Source organism: Microcoleus vaginatus FACHB-2002, from assembly GCF_040004035.1.
GTDB lineage: Bacteria > Cyanobacteriota > Cyanobacteriia > Cyanobacteriales > Microcoleaceae > Microcoleus > Microcoleus vaginatus_C.
On sequence record NZ_JAMPLN010000002.1, the window covers coordinates 1 to 18,751 of the forward strand.

Here is an 18,751-nt window from a genome sequence, read left to right on the forward strand (position 1 = left end):
ACCCATTTGTCGCTACGAGCGACCGATGATCGGTACGAGCGACCGATGATCGGTACGAGCGACTGATTGTCGGTACGAGCGACTGATTGTCGGTACGAGCGACTGATTGTCGGCTCAATCGCCTGATTGTCGGTATGATCGAATCAATGACGTGGCGATCGACCGTCCTCACTCTTTTAAGATACAAGGGGCGGGTTCACCAATAATAATTGCCCATAATCTACAATCTCATAAACCCGCCCCCGCTGGCTTTTCATTAACGACATGATTGCCGATACACACAAAGAAATTAGAAAAGTTATCACAGTTTTTGTAAGTAAAAATCAATCAAATGCCCAACAGCTAGAAACAGAACTGACAGAAGCAAATTTTCCCATCCGCGTCCAATCTTCGCTAGTAGTTGCCTATATTGCAATACGCTTGGCTTAAGCTCTATCCCCCCTAACCTCCCTTAATAAAGGGGGGACAAGAACTTACTCTTGCGTCCCCCTTCTTAAGGGTGATTTAGGGGGATATCCGAGGAATAATATCAACTCCGCTAGCTGAGGAATTGTAAAATCGAATCAACAGTCAATACTCAACTATCATTCAGTTTTTCGACCCCTCCTTCAACAGTCAACAGTCAACAGTCAACAGTCAACAATAATTCCGGTGCAACCGGAATTGATATAAATAGTTTTAAATGAACCGTATTGGCCTATATTGAACTGGGCGGAAAATTTCACATTTTTTAGGGCGCAAAAATTGCCGGGAAAGGCACGCTACAGCAGTTAAAATAGCATTATCAGCGCAATTGGTTCACACCCATGCCCATCTATCCCTTCAAGCGCCTAACCGCCAAATTTTTCAGCAAGCTTCCGCTGCGAACGGTTCTAATTGTTCCGTTTGTTTTGCAAACAGTCAGCGCCGTCGGGCTAGTGAGCTTTATTTCTTTCAAAAGCGGTCAGGAAGCAGTCGAGGATGTAGCGCATCAGTTAATCGAACAAGTAGGAGAACGGATTAGCGATCGCCTCACCGATAATAATGGGCCCTCGGCAATCAATACCTTTCTGGCTAGGCTGCAATTCTCGGCGTCAGGACAAACTTTTATTATGGATCGATCGGGCAATCTGATTGCCACATCCACACTAGAAACACCCTTGGTGACGCCAACAAAAAAGCAACCGACGCCATTGCTAGCCACCAACAGCAAGGATGCGCGAACGCGAGATATTGCTCGACAACTCGCCAACCGCTTTGGCAACTTCCGCGCGTTGCAAACCACCCAGAAATTGACTCTGGCGAGCAAGGGCGATAGGCAATTTGTCCGTGTCACTCCCTATCGAGATTTCCGTGGCTTAGATTGGTTGATTGTGGTGGTGGTGCCAGAGTCTGATTTCATGGCTCGCATTCAAGCAAATACGCGCAACACATTGTGGTTATTGATTGGTACAATGCCGCTGGCGATCGCGATCGGATTGTTGACTTCCCGTTGGGTGACAAAGCCAATTATGCGTTTGAATACCGCCACCAAAAATGTGGCAAAAGGAAAATGGGATCGACCTTTAGAAATTAGACGCTGGGATGAAGTCGGAGATCTCGCCAATTCCTTCAATTTTATGGCAGCGCAACTGCAACAGGCTTTTGCAGACCAAAAATCTTTAAATGAAGCTTTAGCGCAAAGAGAGAGCCAACTCAAGCAATTTCTCGAAGCCATACCTGCGGGAGTATCTATCCACAATGCCTCCGGTAAAGTCGTGTACTTGAACGAAACTGCCAAGCATTGGCTCGGCGTAGAAAATATTCCCGATGCGACTTTAGAAGAAGCAGTAGAAGTTTATCAAATCTACCGCCAAAACCAGCTTTATCCCACTGAAGAGCTGCCTGCATTCCGAGCACTGCGTGGCGAAACGGTATTCCTGGAAGATGTAGAACTTTATCGAGATGGGAAATTTATTCCTTTTGAGGTGCGCGCCACACCAATTTTTGATGAAGATGGAAACATTATTTATGCCATCAATGCTTTTTATAACATCGCACAGCGCAAACATTCTGAAAAAATCTTAAGCGACTACAATCGCACTTTAGAAACCGAAGTTGCAGAACGTAGCTATGCCTTAGCTGGTGCTAACGAACTATTACAATCTGAAATTGCCGATCGCGAATTGCTCGAACAAAAACTTTACACTTCTACGGAGCAATTTGTGAAAATATTTGAGTCTATTACAGATATTGTATTGATTTTTGATGTGCAAGAAGAAACTATCCAAATTATACCTACAAAAGGGATTTTTCAATACAACTATCACACGAATCAGATCGACTCCATCATCGAACAGTTTTTTGATGAGGAAAGCGAGGAGATTTATTTCGCTCAAGTTATCGAGGCATTGGAAGCTCAACAAACTATTAGTTTTGATTACAGTCTGCAGATTAATAACCAAGAAGTTTGGTTTGCTGCTAAAATTTCGCCGCTGTCGGATAGCTCTGCGGTTTGGGTAGCGCGCGACATTAGCGATCGCCAGGTGGCGGAAGCCCGACTGCTGGAAGCACAAAAAATTGCCCGTATTGGCAGTTGGGAACACGATATCGCCACAAAAAGAACGACTTGGAGTGAGGAACTATATCGCATTTATGAGCTCGATCCTACTCAAAAACCGCTGCCAACCGAACAATTAATCGAACGTTTTCATCCAGAAGATCGATCGCGCTATCTGGAAATGGTGCGCGAGCAAGCTATGTTAGGGCAAAGCTTTGAAATTGATCTGCGGCTGATCCGAAGAGATGGCTCGCTCAGTTACATTGAAGTTCGAGGAAAACCGGTTTATGATGAAAAAGGGCAGTTGATCCGTTTGTTCGGCACTGTTTTGGATATTAGCGATCGCAAACAAGCCGAGTCAGCTTTGCGAGAAAGCGCCCAGGGAGAACAAGCCATCGCCCGATCGATCGATCGCATCCGTCAGTCCTTAGATATTGACACAATATTCAAAACCACAACCTCTGAACTGCGACAAACCCTAAAATGCGATCGTGTCGGTATCTATCGCTTTAATCCTGATTGGAGTGGGGAATTTGTTGCCGAATCAATGGCTGCTGGCTGGATATCTCTGATGCAACCTGACGATTTTAATGTGCCAAACACTCTCGTCGAAGACTCTCGCTGTACCGTGAAAACTATGCAAGCCGGCGGTACACCAGTGCTGGATACCTATCTACAAAAAAATCAAGGCGGTATGTACGCTAGAGGCGTTCCTTACCGCATAATTGAAGACATATACAGCGCTGGGTTGAGTCCTTGTTACCTAGAACTGTTAAAACAATTCCAAGCTAGAGCCTACGTTATTTTCCCCATATTTTGTGGCAGTCAACTTTGGGGTTTGCTCGCCAGCTATCAAAATTCTGGACCCCGCACTTGGCGCGAAGCTGAAATCAATATTGGGCTGCAAATTAGCACTCAACTGGGAGTCGCCTTACAACAAGCTCAATTGCTCGAAGCGACTCAACAGCAAGCAGTACAGCTTCAACAAGCCGCCTGGGCCGCAGAAGCTGCTAACCTTGCCAAAAGCACTTTCCTGGCGAATATGAGCCACGAACTTCGCACCCCGCTAAACGCAATTCTGGGATTCTCCCAATTGATGCAGCGCTCTACCAACCTCACTCGCGAACAACAGGAAAATATCCGCATTATCAACCGCAGCGGAGAACACTTGCTAGCTCTAATCAATCAAATATTAGATTTAGCGAAAATAGAGGCGGGACGCATGACAATCAACCCAACCGACTTTCAATTAAGGAGCCTGTTGAACGATTTGGAAGAGATGTTTCAACTTCAGGCAAGGGAGCAACAATTGCAGTTAATATTTGAGTGCTCTAGCGAAGTTCCCGAATACGTGCAAACAGATCAACTTAAGTTGCGCCAAGTTTTAATCAATCTCCTCTCTAACGCCATTAAGTTTACGAAAGAAGGAGAAATTAGGGTAAGAGTAAGTGCGGTTAAGGAGGGTGAAGATCAGCAATTACTAATCAGTAATTACCAATTACATTTTGAAATAGAAGACACTGGCTCCGGCATAGCTGCTGATGAGTTAGATAAACTTTTTCAAGCCTTTGTGCAAACCAAAACAGGAACAAAATCTCAGCAAGGAACAGGCTTGGGACTGGCTATCAGCCAACAGTTTATCAAGCTGATGGGCGGCGTGATTACTGTACGCAGTGAAGTAGGACGCGGCACCACCTTCGCGTTTGATCTCCCCGTCAGCGCCGTTGATGCCCCGGCGACTCAACCCGTACAGCCACTGCGTCGGGTGATAGCGCTGGAACGCAACCAGCCACGCTATCGTATTTTGATTGTGGACGATCGCTCGGACAACCGCCAACTGCTGATCAAACTCCTCGCTGCCTTTAACTTTGAACTCCAAGAAGCCACCAACGGCATGGAAGCTATTGAAATGTGGTCGAGTTTTGAGCCACACTTAATTTTTATGGATATGTGGATGCCCGTGATGGATGGACATGAAGCGACCAAACGCATTAAAGCCACCGTTAAAGGTCAAGCTACGGCAATTATTGCCGTGAGTGCCAGTAACGCCGAGGAAGCGCCAACCGTTACTGTATCAGATGATTGCGATGACTTTATCCACAAACCCTTTCGAGATACAGAAATTTTTGCCACCCTGCACAAACATCTGGGAGTGCGTTACATTTACGGTGAACCGGAGAGTGTTCCCGAGTCAACTCAAATTGAGGCTCCGACTCCAGAGAGTCTGGCAGCTTTACCCGCAGATTGGCTGGCAGCTTTAGAGAAAGCCACAATTGAGTGCGATTTAGAGTTAATTCTGATCCACATTGAGCAAATTCGCGATCGCAATGACGCTTTAGCAAGCGCTCTAGCCGCCTTGGCTAACGAGTTTCAGTTCAATCAAATACTAGCTCTCATCCATCCCGAACCAAAATAATCAGGATATGAGATAGGTTTGTAGTGAGTACGATCGTCCTCATAAAACCCCATCGGGCGATCGTACTCACTACAAACCTATAAAGGTTATTTTACAGCACTAGATATGAATTACGAATCAACTCCCGTCATAAAAGGGAATATTTTAATTGTTGATGATATTCCGGCTAATTTGCAACTTTTAGCTCAAATACTCTCGCAGCAAGGGTACAAAACACGCACCGCACCCGACGGCAAACTAGCGCTGCGGTCGATCGAGTTAACTCCTCCTGACTTGATTTTGCTCGACATCATGATGCCCGGTATGGACGGCTACAAAGTCTGCCAAGCATTGAAAGCTTCTCCCACAACCAAGGACATTCCAGTTATTTTTATCAGTGCTTTAAATGAAGTGTTTGATAAAGTCAAAGCCTTTGAAGTTGGTGGTATAGATTATATCACAAAACCGTTTCACGAACTAGAAGTTTTGGCCCGCGTTTCAAATCAACTCGTGCAGCGCCAGTTGTTCCGGCAAACACAATCCTATGCCAAGGAACTCGAACAAACCGTCACTGAACTAAAGAAAACTCAAGCTCAGTTAGTACAGAAGGAAAAAATGGCTTCTTTAGGTCAGCTAGCGGCAGGAATTGCTCACGAAATCAACAATCCCGTCAGCTTTATCTACGGCAATATTGCTCTAGCAGCCGACTATGCGCGAGATTTGCTTCGCCTCGTTGAATTGTACCGACATTACTACCCCCACCCCGTTGCAGAAATTATCGGCGAATTGGATGAGATTCAACCCGAATTCATCGCAGAGGATTATCCAAAACTGCTGAATTCGATGACAGAGGGTGCTTCTCGCATTAGCGAAATTGTGATGTCTTTGCGGAAATTCTCCCACCTTGGCGAACAAAAGTACAAGCGAGTCGATATTAATGAAGGCATTGACAATACTTTAGTTATTTTGCAACACCGACTGAAGGGAGCACACAAAGCTGGTGAGATTGAGGTCATTAAACACTACAGCCAACTGCCCAGAGTCCCCTGTTACGCCAGTGAGTTAAATCAAGTATTCATGAACCTGCTAACTAATGCTATTGATGCCCTGGAAAATCAATCGTCTCCCCGCAAAATTACCATCAGCACTTCAGTAGGTTTTGAGTCAGAAGCTGCGCTGCACAATCACGATTCAATATTAGCCACTCAAAACACTCAATCCGTTGTGATTAACATTGCCGATAACGGTTGTGGGATGAGTGAGGAAGTGCGCCACCAGATATTTGACCCATTTTTTACTACGAAGCCTGTAGGCCGCGGTACTGGATTAGGGTTGGCAATCAGTCACGATATTGTAGTGGAAAAACATCGAGGTCAAATCAGTTGTATTTCTGCTCCGGGCCGAGGAACCGAGTTAATTTTGCAGATTCCGATATCTGTTAAATTTTAATAAATTTCAACATTTGAAAATTTAAGTGACCCAGAGGATATATCAGATAGATTGTACGCGAGCATCTGTTTAAGGTAAAACCGATAGTCTGTCAGTCCGTCAGGGGTTGAAACCCCTGCCTCAAAGCGAAAGTCCTCTTTTAGAGGACTGAATAATTTATTAGTCCTCTTTTAGAGGACTTTTGCTATAAGCCCCGTGGAATTCATTCCCTGGCGGAGTGCCGGGTGAGCGGGAGGACTGTTTCATTTTATTGCCAGAGGATTTGATAGGAATCCTCATTACAAACAGGGGCTGATTGTGGGAAATTGACCATAGAACGTATTTACTTTAAATCCAGCAATCCGCTAGTTTTCAGCTTGGGATTAAACCGGATTTCTTCAGTTACGCCGCGAGCTTTCAACAGCGATAAAATTTCATTTTCCACGCGCCGCGCGACATTTTTCAACAATTTATCTTTGGCAATTTCATCGGCGAAGATACCTTCATAATTTGCCGTTTCTTGGGCAGTCATCACAGTTTTGGTGTCGATGGGATCGTTCCACTTGGCAGCATCGGCACCGTTACCCTGGGGTTGGGAACCGTTTTCGGCAATCCAACTTTCTCTAATACTTTCTAGAATAGTGCGGCTGGGCTTGTCAATAGTTTGGACTTTCAGCCAGTAGCAATATTGGGTTTGGCGTACCAAATGCTGTTTAAGGCTGAGGTAAATGTCGCGAGAATAGCCGACAAATTGGAGAACTTTGTCGTTGTCAAAAATCGCGTAAACGCCAATTTTTCCCTGGACAAAATCGGGCAATTTTCCCTCGGAGTCTATGTAGGGAATGAATTCTAAGCTGGCGAGAGATTGAATGTCTTCTGTCATCCGATTTTAGATTTTAGATTTTAGATTTTAGATTAAACCACAAATTAACCAGCCTTGACCTAATTCTTGAAAACGCGATAAATTGCACAGAGGCGGCTGGGTTTAAATATTTTGGCTTGGAACATGAAATTAGGCGGGACGTTGACGATCGCAAAATCGCTCGATTGATGATACTTTTCAAATTCCGCAGGCATTCCCTTCGGCGTCTCGCTGCTGTAAGGGACTGGCTGAAAAAGTAACTCGGCAAACTCAATGCGGGAGCATTGCAATTGTAGCGCTACTTGTTTGACAAAGCTTTCACCGGTTAACAAACCGAACAGTGCAGTTTTAGCATCTGGTTCGAGGACAAAACTGCTATCGTAGCTTTCAATAATCTTAAGACCCATTTTCTGTATACTCCTGACAGACGGCGGTGAATGGTTATTGGTTAACTGTTGAGCGATCGACTTAATCCTGAATTTTACCTGAGATTGAGCGTTTTGAAGGCAGGAGGTCAATCCATTTTAGATTTTAGATTAAAGATTAAAGAATTGAAGCATTGACCCCACGGACGAATCCGGGGGCTTGTATCCTGGATGCTTTCGGTCAATCGATTTTAGATTTTAGATTTTAGATTTTAGATTTTAGATTTGAAGCATTGACCCTACGGATAAATTCTGGGGGCAAGTTTCATCGGATACAGGTTTTTTATTTCTGGACGGATGAATCCGGCGGCTTGTATCCTGGATGCTTTCGGTCAATGAAAATACCACAATCAGGAAATTTTGACAAATAGGCCTGATTTATTTGCCGATCGCTTTTATCATGTCCGTATCGCCATCTATCCGACTACGACTAAAAGGCTATGCAGAAGATTGAAAAAGCATCATTCCCACCTTTGAGAAGTGCCCCGAACCAGCCGGACTGGCTAGAATTGGCAGAATACGCCTCTGTTGGTGGTTCAGCGATTGGCACGATTGCTGCTGTATTGTCGGGCCAAATTCTCTACGCTGCCGCCCCCTTAACTGCAGCACTCTCGCTAAATCTCGCCAATCGCCAGCGTTTCGAGCAACAAATGCAACAAAAGGCAAATTCTGCGATTACGGACGTACAGGCCGCAGTAGAACGTCGCTCGCAGCAAGTTCAGATACTACCTGGAGAGCCGGCGGAACTCTACACCGCCGTCTCCGACTTGCAGCAGAAACTCCTCGGCTTGGAATCCGGCGTCATCGCCGAGGTACAAGCTGCCGTAGCCTCCCTAGAACGCCAAGCCCAGGCGCTGCCGGCAGATTCTCAGGATTTCAACACGCAACTGTCGGATTTGCAGCAGAAAGTCCGCATTTTGGAAAATAGCGCCCTGAGAGAGCATGATTGGGAAAATGTTAACGTCCGATTTTTATTGATGGGCGAAAAGTTAACTGAAGTTAAAACTATTACGGCTCAGTTACAGGAGCGATCGAACGAAGTAGACTTGGATCAAATCCAAGGTTCTCTGAAGCAATTACAGGATTTGCTCGATCGACCCACAATAGACACAGGGATGTTGCAAACCGAGATTCAGCATTTGCAGCAGCAAGTTTCCGAGTTGCAGAGGCAAAATCAAGAAATTGTCAAGCCTTACTTGCAGCGTCTGACTCGCGCCGTGAAGAAACTATCAGCAAATTAGTCTTACTTATTCGTTTTTCGTAGGGTGCTGCGCGGGCACCTTCCGGGATTTTTTCGTAGGGGGCTCTTCTGCCGCGCACCTTACCCCTTACCAATTACCAGTTACTAAATTTTTGCCAAGCTTGCCAGAAAACATAAATCGATAAGATTGCCAAGAGCGATCGAAAAGCTAAACTAACAATACGATCGGGCAATCTCGGCAAAAACCGCGTGCTCACCTGGGCGCCCAACAAACCGCCGCCGCCCAGAATTAACCCCACAACCCACAAAACATTACCGCGCGCCGCGTGTCCCGCCGTCGCCGAAATTGCCGTAATGACGATGACGCCCAAGCTGGTTTGAATTGCGGTTTTAATGCTTTCTCCTAATAGCAAAATTTGCAGGGGAACCATAATCACGCCGCCGCCTACGCCGAACAAACCCGCTAATAAACCTGCCGCACTGCCGGTGGCAATTTTAGCAAAAGTTGGATTGAATAAAATATTTGAATTATTGGGTAATTCGTGATTGGTAATTGGTAATTGAGCCTTGTCTCCTTGTCCCGCTTCTCCTCTTAGTTCCTCTTGTTCTGCTTCCGCTTTCTTCTTAGCTGTCAGGTGCTTGCGAACTTCAATCAAATAAATATTGAGCCACAGCAACAACCCAAAAGTCAGTAACAGCAAGTAAGGCGGAAAAATCCCCGCCAAATAAGCACCGATTTGTGCGGTGATGACGGCGGGAAATCCAATGCCTGCGACTTGGCTCAAGCTGAGGTAGCCCATTCGCCAATTCTGGATGCTGCCAGAAATAGCTGTAATGACGATCGACAAACCGCTAGTAGCAACCGCTTCTACCGGGGCGTACTTGAGAGCAACCAACAAAGGTACGAGCACCGTACCGCCACCGATACCCAAAAATCCAGCTAGAACTCCGGCAAAAATTCCTGCAGCACCGAGAATCAATAATTCAGTGATAGTCATTAGTTATTAGTCAACAGTTAACAGTTAACAGTTAACAGTCAACAGTTAACAGTTAACAATCAAATTTTAAGAATCATTAGTCGTGCCGTCCGGCATAATTGCCCGCCTCAAATCTGCATCGCGGAAGTTAGTTCGATTGAGATTAGCATCAATCAAAACCGCTTCCAACAAAACAGCCCCGCTAAAATTAGACCAGCACAGCTTAGCACGGTACAAATTAGCACCGCTCAAATTAGCTCTTGCCAGCGTTGACCAACTCACATTAGCAACTCTCAAATTAGCATTGCTCAGATTAGCTTCGGTGAGATTAGCTCCAATCATCGTTACTTGGCGCAAGTCTGCACCAGTCAGGTTGGCCCCGCTCACCATCGCCCCGCTGAGAATTGCCTGAGTCAGATTAGCTCTTTCTAAAAGCGACTCGCTGAGGATGGCATTTGTCAGGTTTACCGCTTTGAGAGTTGACCAACTCAAATTTGCCTTCATCAAATTAATGCGAATCATGCTAGCGTCGGTTAAGTTGGCCGCAAACAAATTCGCTTCGGTAAAGTTGGCTTCGGTCAAATTAGCTTCGGTCAAATTAGCCTTGGTCATGTTGACTTCTCTCGCCATTGAGCCGCGCAGGTTGGCTCCCATCAGGTTAGCCCCGCTGAGATTGGCACGACTCAAATCGGTACCGATGAGATTTGCTTCGCTGAGGTTGGCTTCTGTCATGTCCACCCCTGACAATTTCACCTCGCGCAAGTTCGCTCCCGTCAGGTTAGCGCCTTTGAGGTTTGCGTCTTGGAAATTCGCTCTGGTAAAGTTAGCCTCGCTGAGGTTTACCCCTTTTAAGTCGGCCCCGACGAGGTTAATCTCTCGAAAAATTCTTTCTCCGGCCGCATATTGCCTCAGAATTCGATCGGCCTCCATGTCATTCGCCTCGCAATTTTTTTTAAACGTTAGAGTGATGGGTGTTACCACATCATCCCAGATAACTACGGTATTCACTCTGCACGCTGTAGTATCTGTAGAATCTTTGCATTGCTTTCCGGGCACTGCTGTGCCACTGCCTCCTAAAAGGTCTGACAAATATCAAAGCTTCTGAGAAAATCAACAATAGGGTAAAACTCTCGGCGCTCGGCACTGAGTCAGTCGATTTTAGATTTTAGATTTTAGATTTGCTCCACAGATTCATCTGGGAGCCGGAACTTTGGTCTAAAATTATGGGCTCACCACGACGATTATCGGAAACTTGTATTCGTTTTTGGGCGAGCTGGCAGTTGACAACTGACAACGGTCAACTGTCAACTGTCAACGGTCAACTGTCAACAGACAAAGGAAATTTTAAAATGCCTGAAAATTTGAGAAGCCAAGCTGTGACTGGGGGCGTGCAGCGCGCGCCCAACCGAGCAATGCTGCGGGCAGTCGGTTTTGGTGACGGCGATTTCACTAAGCCGATTGTGGGGATTGCCAACGGGTACAGCACGATTACGCCCTGCAATATGGGATTGAACGACCTCGCTTTGCGGGCTATTGCGGGTGCAAAAGAAGCCGGCGCCATGCCACAGATGTTCGGTACGATTACTATCAGCGACGGGATCTCGATGGGAACTCAAGGGATGAAATATTCTCTGGTGTCGAGAGATGTAATTGCTGATTCCATCGAAACTGTTTGCAACGGCCAAAGTATGGACGGGTTGCTGGCTGTCGGCGGTTGCGATAAAAATATGCCGGGGGCGATGATTGCGATCGCCCGCATGAACATTCCTGCTATTTTTGTTTACGGTGGCACGATCAAACCCGGACACCACAACGGACGGGATTTAACCGTTGTCAGCGCTTTTGAAGCAGTCGGTCAATTCAGCGCGGGCAAAATTGACGAAACAGAACTCAAAGCAGTGGAAGAGAAAGCTTGTCCGGGTGCGGGTTCTTGCGGCGGAATGTTCACAGCAAATACTATGTCGAGTGCTTTTGAAGCGATGGGCATGAGTTTGCCTTATTCTTCGACAATGGCTGCTGAGGATGCCGAAAAAGCTGACAGCGCTGCCGAATCTGCAAAAGTGGTGGTGGAAGCGATCCGCAAACAGTTGTTACCGAGCCAAATTTTGACTCGCAAGGCCTTTGAAAATGCGATCGCGGTAATCATGGCAATCGGCGGTTCAACCAATGCTGTGCTGCATTTATTAGCCATTTCCAATGCGATCGGCGTTGAGTTGTCCCTCGACGATTTTGAAACTATTCGAGCAAAAGTGCCGGTGCTGTGCGACCTCAAACCCAGCGGCAAATACGTAGCAACCGATTTGCACAAAGCCGGCGGCATTCCCCAAGTAATGAAAATCCTGCTAGAACAGGGTTTGCTGCACCCAGACGCGCTGACAATTACCGGTCAAACTCTTGCGGAAGTGTTGGCAGATATTCCAGCCGAACCCCGCACCGACCAAGATGTCATCCGCCCTTGGAACAACCCGATTTACGCCCAAGGACATTTAGCAATTCTCAGGGGAAATCTGGCAACAGAAGGAGCAGTTGCTAAAATTACTGGCGTTAAAAAAGCGCAAATTACCGGTCCAGCGCGCGTATTTGAATCTGAAGAAAATTGTTTGGATGCAATTTTAGCGGGCAAAATTCAAGCCGGAGATGTGATTATCGTCCGCTACGAAGGGCCCAAAGGCGGGCCGGGAATGCGCGAAATGTTAGCGCCAACTTCGGCAATTATTGGCGCTGGTTTGGGCGATTCTGTAGGGTTAATTACTGACGGTCGCTTTTCTGGCGGAACTTACGGTCTGGTTGTCGGTCACGTTGCACCTGAAGCGCAAGTTGGCGGGACAATTGCTTTGGTAGAAGAGGGCGATTCGATTACGATTGATGCTCAAAATCGCTTGTTGCAGCTCAATGTTTCGGACGCTGAATTGGAGCAGCGGCGGGCTCTTTGGCAGCCTCCTAAACCTCGCTATACTAAGGGCGTTTTGGCTAAATACGCTAAGTTGGTTTCTTCGAGCAGTGTCGGTGCTGTGACTGATTTGGGTTTGGGTTGAGTTTGGAATTAGTTAAAAATCGCCGATCGTAATCGGCGGTTGAAACCTGCACTACACAAACTTTCGTCCCTCTCGCTTGAAACTGAAGAATAAAGCTGTAGGGTGCGCCGAGGCGCACCCTACAGCTATGAGCAGGAATATCATGTTTGCTCGAACGTAATATTATACCAGTTTCAAAAAAGAATGTAAGTTGAGGCAACCTCCAAACCCCTATCGAATCAGTCAATCGATTTTAGATTTTAGATTTTAGATTTTAGATTGACCCCACCGATAAATGCGGGGGCTTGAGGATTTTCGATTTTAGATTTTGGATTGATTCCACGGATAAATCACGTGGCGGGTACCATCAAGAAATTCTTGTCATTCCCAATTCTTCAATTCTTCAATTCTAAAATCTAAAATCTAAAATCATATCACCCTTGTCCAAAAACCTTCACCGCTTCAGCCAAGTCAGTCTCACCTATCAAAATGCAGCGTTTCAACAGCTCGATATTCAGCGTTTCCAATCCTGACAACTTGCTCTGAACTACTTCTTCATAACCATCTTCTCGCAGGTGATACAACCGCAGTGTGCCATCTTCCCAAAACCACACCTCCGGCACGCCCAAAGCTCGATATTTTGCCAGTTTGTTCAATCCACCGCTGGTATAAACTATCTCGATCGACAAATCGGGAATTGACTTAGCTTCCTCGAAACAAAATGATTTGTCAGCTTGGGTTGAAACTTCTCCGGTTTTCTCCTGCGTCATCGAACCAGAAGGGTAAAATCTGATGCCCTGTGTTAGCAGAAAAGTTGTCACCAGATAGCCTATGATTTCAGAAAAGTTTTCGTGTTGGAATCCCGGCATCAGAATCTCGATCGCCCCTGCAAAAAAAGATAGCTTAACTCCGGGTGAATCTTCCGAAGCTTTCTGGATTAACTTAAACTGATCCCAATTGCCCCCGATCACTACTCGCTGGTCGATAGTTTCTCGATCGAGAATTTGTGTCATAGCAAATTCATCTATAATTGGCACGCTCAATTATTGTATGTAATTTCGAGCGATCGCCCTTGCCCTCAAAAGAGCGATCGCCCGCCAATCTCTATCCCCACATCTTAACGCTAACGGCGCTGATTCAAAAAGCGGCCTGCCATCGACATGGCGTCAGTAATATCTACGTCGCCGTCTCCATCTGTATCTAAAAACGTATTCAAAACGGGATTTCCACCTTGGGCTGGATTTTGGGCGTTGCCGCCGGTTTGTAGCAAATTCAGTATGAGCGGCACCAAAACAGGTATCATCGCCTGCACTGTGGCGTTATTCAAACCGGTTCTGTGGGCGATATCGTTCACTATCTGCGTCAGTTGGCCGACTCCGAACAAACTCTGTACCGCTTGCGGATTGGGATTTGTGCCGCTAAATTGGTTGACAAGTTGTTGAGCTTGTGCATCTCCTGATTGCGCTCGCACGTTTTGCAATGCCGATCGCACATATCCGCCCAAAACCGACATTGCTAGCTGAGTCGTGCCTGTATTGACGCCCTGGTTGCTGCTCAACTGCTCTACCGCACCGAGAATGTTGCCCAACTGATTGGGACTTGCTTGTTGGTTGGGATTGTCGATCGCGCTCAAAATTTGGTCAAATAGTCCCATAATTTTCGCTCCGTACAGTGATTGCTCAACTTTAAATTTAAATTATAGCAACTCCTGTTTTTCAAGATTACTGAAAATAGTTTTGATTTGGGTATTATCACTCATTGAGTGGGGGAGCGACAGCCAGTCAATCGATTTGAGATTTGAGATTTGAGATTAAAGAATTGAAGCATTGACCCCAGGGATAAATTCGGGGGGCAAGTTTCATCGGATACAGGTTTTTTATTTCACCGGTCCTGAGTCTGCGCGTTGGAATGAATCCGGGGGCTTGTATCCTGGATGCTTTCGGTCAATAAGCAATCTCATACAATTTTAGATTTTAGATTTTAGATTTTAGATTTGGAATGAATTATGAGATCCGAGTTTAGAGCACGGGCTTGCTATTGCATTCTTTTTTGAAAGTGATATAAAAACTGATAATTTTTAAGTTTTTACAGTTCCTCTATCCTCGGACTTGGTTGGCTTTTTCATTGCAGGGGTAATTATATTCGCGAGGAATTGGAAGGTTTACCTGCGTATTTTGCATCAAATCCTCATGCTTAATCGGCAGGGCGATCGAAAATTCCGTCCCCGTTCCCACCTCCGACCAAAAGTTAATTGTCCCCCCATGTTTCTTGACGATAATTTCGCGACCAATTGCCAATCCCAAACCAGTACCTACACCTCTCGGTTTAGTAGTAAAGAATGTTTCAAACATTTTTTCTTGACTTTCTGGTGCTATTCCCGTACCGTTATCAGAAATTCGCACTACCACTGAGTCGTCGTCCAAGTATTCTGTAGCAATCACAATCCTCGGCGAAAAAGTTGGTGCCTCCTGTTTCATTGACTCCGAAGCCGATTGTTTTTTCGCCTCGGCTGAGCTGGATTTCTCGCTTTTTGCTTTCTCTTCCACAGCATCTAGTGCATTGTTGATAAGGTTAACAAATACCTGGTAAAGCAAACCCATATAGCCTTCAACAGTCGGAATATTTCCGTAATTTCGCACCACTTCAATGCCCTGTTTGATGCGGCTGTTGAGAATCAGCAAACTGCTGTCTATGCAGGCGTGCAAATCGACGGGATGAGGGGCGGCATCGTCGAGGCGAGAAAAATCTTTCAAGCTTAAGATAATAGCTTTGGCTCTTTCAGCCCCTAGTTGCATTGAGTCAAATATTTTGCTCAAATCTTCTTTGAGAAAATCGATGTCTATTTCTTCGCCTTTCGTGATAACTGCGGCAGGGGGGTTGGGAATTTCTGTTTCGTAAGTTTTGAGCAAATCTAAAATATCTTCAACATAATGTCTCGCTGGGTCGATATTGGCATAGATAAAATTGATTGGGTTGTTAACTTCGTGAGCCACACCGGCTAACATCCGCCCCAAAGTTGCCATTTTCTCATTTTGAAGTATCTGGGTTTGTTGTTCAGATTTCAATTCTTCTAGCAACTGATTTACTTTCTGAATCAGTTGGTTCAACGAAGCTGCTAATACTCCGACTTCATCGGTGCTGGTAACTGGTACTTGCAACTGAAAATTAGATTCTTCAGTGACTCGCTGAGCAATTTTAGTTACAGCGGCGAGGGGTTTGGCGATCGCCCGACTGGTGAAACCCGCTAGCAGTGCTGCAACGACGATCGACAGTGCCATGCTACCCAAAATTATTTGCACCCGCAGCGCCTGCGCTTGCAGCAAATCCTGCCGCCCTGCATCTTCTTGCTCTTGGGCGCGATCGATAATTTCTGCTATATCATTGACCGCCCTGTCTAGTTCCAACCCTATTTTATCTCGCTCTAAATTCGACAGCAACTTACGGTTTACAAGTTGTTGAGCGGGGTTATTTGGCAGGTTACTGATTTTTTTATTCACTCTTTCTATTTTAGCAAGATAATTAGACAATAGCGAATCGCAAGTTTTTTTAAATTTTTCTATGCCTTCTATGTCTTCCAGGTATTTAGAGTTTTTGACTTCAGATAACAACAACTTTAAATTGTAAATATTGTTTTGTAGTTGTTCGTATTTGTTGTCAAAAAATTTGGGCTGTTCTAGCCCGTAAATAAGCCATTCTTGGCTGTTTTTAGTTCGCAGTAAAGCCACCTGCAACTTATTTAAAAGCTGAGTTTCTCGATCGATGTGTACTTGATTGTTAGTTCTGCGATAGTAATGAGTGCCCACCAACATCCCCAGAGTCGTTCCCCCAATCGCAACACAAAGAGCCAGTGCGTACCCACTGCTGATTTTGTCGCGAATACTGAGGTTGCCCAAGGAATGGGCTATGTGAGCGAAATAATTGGGCTTGAGTGGCTGGCTCTCTTTGAGGTGATGCTCGCAAGAGGTAGAGAGTTCTTGTGAAGGCTGATTCAGATGTTTGAGCTGCATAGATGCTAACCTGTGAATAATTCACGCACTGACAATTCAGTCTAACTTAACTCGCGGCTGATTTGAGAGGACCGCATGGATACTTAATTTGATAATTTTTGTAAATTAGGACGCTTTTACCCTGCCTAAGAAACCCGGTTTCTCGTTTCCCCTTTCAGAGCTTCCAAGACGCACTTACGTTAAGAAACCGGGTTCCTGACTACTTAAGGTGATATTTGTTTCTTAATAAAAAAGTATGGATCGAATTGCGAGGCAATAAATCACGGAATAAATAAGTAGGTAGATACCAATAAGCCAGCCTGCTGTTCGGTCGAGTAATAAGCTGTAGCTTAAGTAGGTATGCGGGCAAAATAATCTTTAGGTAACTAAATATTAAGTAGCGTGATTAAAATGAAACTTAACACGTTGTGTACGGTAGTTTCCTCTTTCTCCTCTAACTTTTAATCCATGAATTACGGCGTGGCGAATTCTAACTCCAAGTCAAATATTTCTCCCGCTAATTCATCTTTTTTCATAAGTTGCCACTCCTATTCAATTGGGTGCATTTCGGCACAATATTGGGATAACAAAAAATATGTATAACCTATTTTTTTATTTTTATCATAACTGTTGTAATTCTTGAGATTGGTGTATCATCAGTTGTTTTGTATGATTATTGGGAAGCGTGTAATCTTAGCATATTTTTGGGCTTATTGCTCCATCATCTTGATATAACTTGTCGATAAATAAACCAAGTTACCAAACCGCAAACCCAGCTAATTTAATGTGAGAAAATTCCTACAATAATCTACGGTCATGCCGTTTCGTTTATTTCAGCAATTATTGCTCACTTCTTTGGTAATAAGTGTAACCAGGTTCACTCCATGCACAAAACCCTGATTGAACCAAATATTCTCAGCCGATTTCTTCCACCCACGTAGCCCATTTCAACATATATAGGTCGGGTTTAATTTGGTGTAATACAGCTTCTTGGTTTCCTTTATGACTCTTCCTCCCTCGTTGGCAAATAAACCATTTTTTTAGTAGTTATTTTAAGCAGTCGTGACTTAATCTAATAGAATAGAAGCCTCTTTTTCTAATTTATGATCTAAGAGAATACTGTTATAGGTCGGTGGTTTGTTTTTGAGGAATTCTTATAAAAACTTTATGTCGGCTTCTTTTAACTTCAGATTTAAAATCCTGTCACAAAAATTCCAAACCTTTTTCTTGCATAGTTTGTGTTATTTATGTAAAACCTATTTCCCTATTTGTGGAGTCCCATTAATCCAGATCAGCTATTTTGCCAACCTACCAGCCATGTGCATTTAATCTAACTACCAGGGCGGCGTATTTAACTTGTTGCGATCCATCCGCCGTTCTCAGTTTTTCGAGATTTTTGTCTTGTTTTTGAGTCAAAAACACCCTTAATATAGCGCCCATATATTGAGTTGCCGCAGTAGAAACATTCTCTGTATTCACTTATTTCTTTAACATTGTTCTGTTTTTTCACGCCGACTTACTCAAAGTCTATTTGAGTGTTGACATCGTTTCAGATAATCGGTTGTATTCCCTTTTTTTAATTTTCTATTAATCAATAATGATAAATATTTATTGTGTGGTTATTTTTTGTAAAAAAGGTTTAATCTAGCTCTCTCAAGCCTTCTAATTTTCAAGTAATTCGCTTAGAAAATGCCAAAGTTTTTGTTCAGTGCTTAATCCCACTACACGAGATATTGCTATTGCTGGTAGTGTTTTACGCTTCATATCAGAAAATCCCCACATAAAAGTAATTAAATGCCTCACAAATTCTCACTTCGGGGAATAGTGTTCTGTATGCTCTGTATAATTCGCAGTAATCGTCAATCGTCAACAAATTTTATCATGAGGGCGAGTTCTCCGAGCTTCTACATAGTCGTAAAGGGTTTACGGGACTTGCTCTTTTTAT

At 44.7% G+C, this 18,751-nt stretch carries 14 protein-coding genes; 5 read left to right on the forward strand and 9 right to left on the reverse strand.

The annotated features are described in order from the left end of the window. On the reverse strand, positions 1 to 187 hold a 187-nt coding region (locus NDI35_RS01715; protein WP_445311230.1), incomplete at its 3' end, for a hypothetical protein. Between the two features lie 77 nt (positions 188 to 264). Here NDI35_RS01715 and NDI35_RS01720 point away from each other — a divergent pair. From NDI35_RS01720 to NDI35_RS01730, 3 genes are all read left to right on the forward strand, one after another. Then, a complete protein-coding gene (locus NDI35_RS01720; RefSeq protein ID WP_445311231.1) occupies positions 265 to 429 on the forward strand; it encodes a hypothetical protein in 165 nt (54 codons plus the stop codon). Between the two features lie 377 nt (positions 430 to 806). Beyond that, the gene (locus tag NDI35_RS01725; protein WP_445311232.1) at positions 807 to 4,934 is read left to right on the forward strand and encodes an ATP-binding protein; all 4,128 of its coding nucleotides are present in this window, start codon (positions 807 to 809) and stop codon (positions 4,932 to 4,934) included. Between the two features lie 105 nt (positions 4,935 to 5,039). Further along, positions 5,040 to 6,362: a hybrid sensor histidine kinase/response regulator gene (locus NDI35_RS01730; protein WP_445311233.1), complete on the forward strand. Its 1,323-nt coding sequence runs from the start codon at positions 5,040 to 5,042 to the stop codon at positions 6,360 to 6,362. Positions 6,363 to 6,684: 322 nt separating this feature from the next. Here NDI35_RS01730 and NDI35_RS01735 read toward each other — a convergent pair whose 3' ends face one another. Together NDI35_RS01735 and NDI35_RS01740 are read right to left on the reverse strand one after the other, a co-directional pair. Then, positions 6,685 to 7,224: a GIY-YIG nuclease family protein gene (locus NDI35_RS01735; protein ID WP_445311234.1), complete on the reverse strand. Its 540-nt coding sequence runs from the start codon at positions 7,222 to 7,224 to the stop codon at positions 6,685 to 6,687. Positions 7,225 to 7,283: 59 nt separating this feature from the next. After that, complete coding sequence (locus NDI35_RS01740) at positions 7,284 to 7,610, reverse strand: hypothetical protein (protein ID WP_333035800.1); 327 nt, start codon at positions 7,608 to 7,610, stop codon at positions 7,284 to 7,286. A gap of 458 nt (positions 7,611 to 8,068) precedes the next feature. Here NDI35_RS01740 and NDI35_RS01745 point away from each other — a divergent pair, with 458 nt between their 5' ends. Further along, positions 8,069 to 8,869, forward strand: coding sequence for a hypothetical protein (locus tag NDI35_RS01745; protein WP_445311235.1), 801 nt, complete (start codon positions 8,069 to 8,071; stop codon positions 8,867 to 8,869). A gap of 94 nt (positions 8,870 to 8,963) precedes the next feature. Here the strand turns inward: NDI35_RS01745 and NDI35_RS01750 are convergent, their stop codons facing one another. Both NDI35_RS01750 and NDI35_RS01755 read right to left on the reverse strand, forming a co-directional pair. After that, positions 8,964 to 9,827, reverse strand: a complete 864-nt coding sequence (locus tag NDI35_RS01750) for a sulfite exporter TauE/SafE family protein (protein ID WP_445311236.1) — start codon at positions 9,825 to 9,827, stop codon at positions 8,964 to 8,966. Between the two features lie 66 nt (positions 9,828 to 9,893). Further along, positions 9,894 to 10,736: a pentapeptide repeat-containing protein gene (locus NDI35_RS01755; RefSeq protein WP_445311436.1), complete on the reverse strand. Its 843-nt coding sequence runs from the start codon at positions 10,734 to 10,736 to the stop codon at positions 9,894 to 9,896. Positions 10,737 to 11,155: 419 nt separating this feature from the next. Between NDI35_RS01755 and ilvD the strand changes: the two genes are divergently transcribed. Then, positions 11,156 to 12,841, forward strand: a complete 1,686-nt coding sequence (gene ilvD / locus NDI35_RS01760) for a dihydroxy-acid dehydratase (protein WP_445311437.1) — start codon at positions 11,156 to 11,158, stop codon at positions 12,839 to 12,841. A 413-nt stretch (positions 12,842 to 13,254) separates the two neighbouring features. On the opposite strand, the gene NDI35_RS01765 is transcribed toward ilvD, so the two are convergent. From NDI35_RS01765 to NDI35_RS01780, 4 genes are all read right to left on the reverse strand, one after another. Then, complete coding sequence (locus NDI35_RS01765) at positions 13,255 to 13,857, reverse strand: Uma2 family endonuclease (protein WP_445311438.1); 603 nt, start codon at positions 13,855 to 13,857, stop codon at positions 13,255 to 13,257. Positions 13,858 to 13,943: 86 nt separating this feature from the next. Further along, positions 13,944 to 14,474, reverse strand: a complete 531-nt coding sequence (locus NDI35_RS01770; protein WP_445311237.1) for a hypothetical protein — start codon at positions 14,472 to 14,474, stop codon at positions 13,944 to 13,946. A 442-nt stretch (positions 14,475 to 14,916) separates the two neighbouring features. Continuing rightward, positions 14,917 to 16,827: a sensor histidine kinase gene (locus tag NDI35_RS01775; protein ID WP_445311238.1), complete on the reverse strand. Its 1,911-nt coding sequence runs from the start codon at positions 16,825 to 16,827 to the stop codon at positions 14,917 to 14,919. Positions 16,828 to 18,114: 1,287 nt separating this feature from the next. Continuing rightward, positions 18,115 to 18,285, reverse strand: coding sequence for a hypothetical protein (locus NDI35_RS01780; protein WP_445311239.1), 171 nt, complete (start codon positions 18,283 to 18,285; stop codon positions 18,115 to 18,117). Between the last annotated feature and the right edge of the window lie 466 nt (positions 18,286 to 18,751).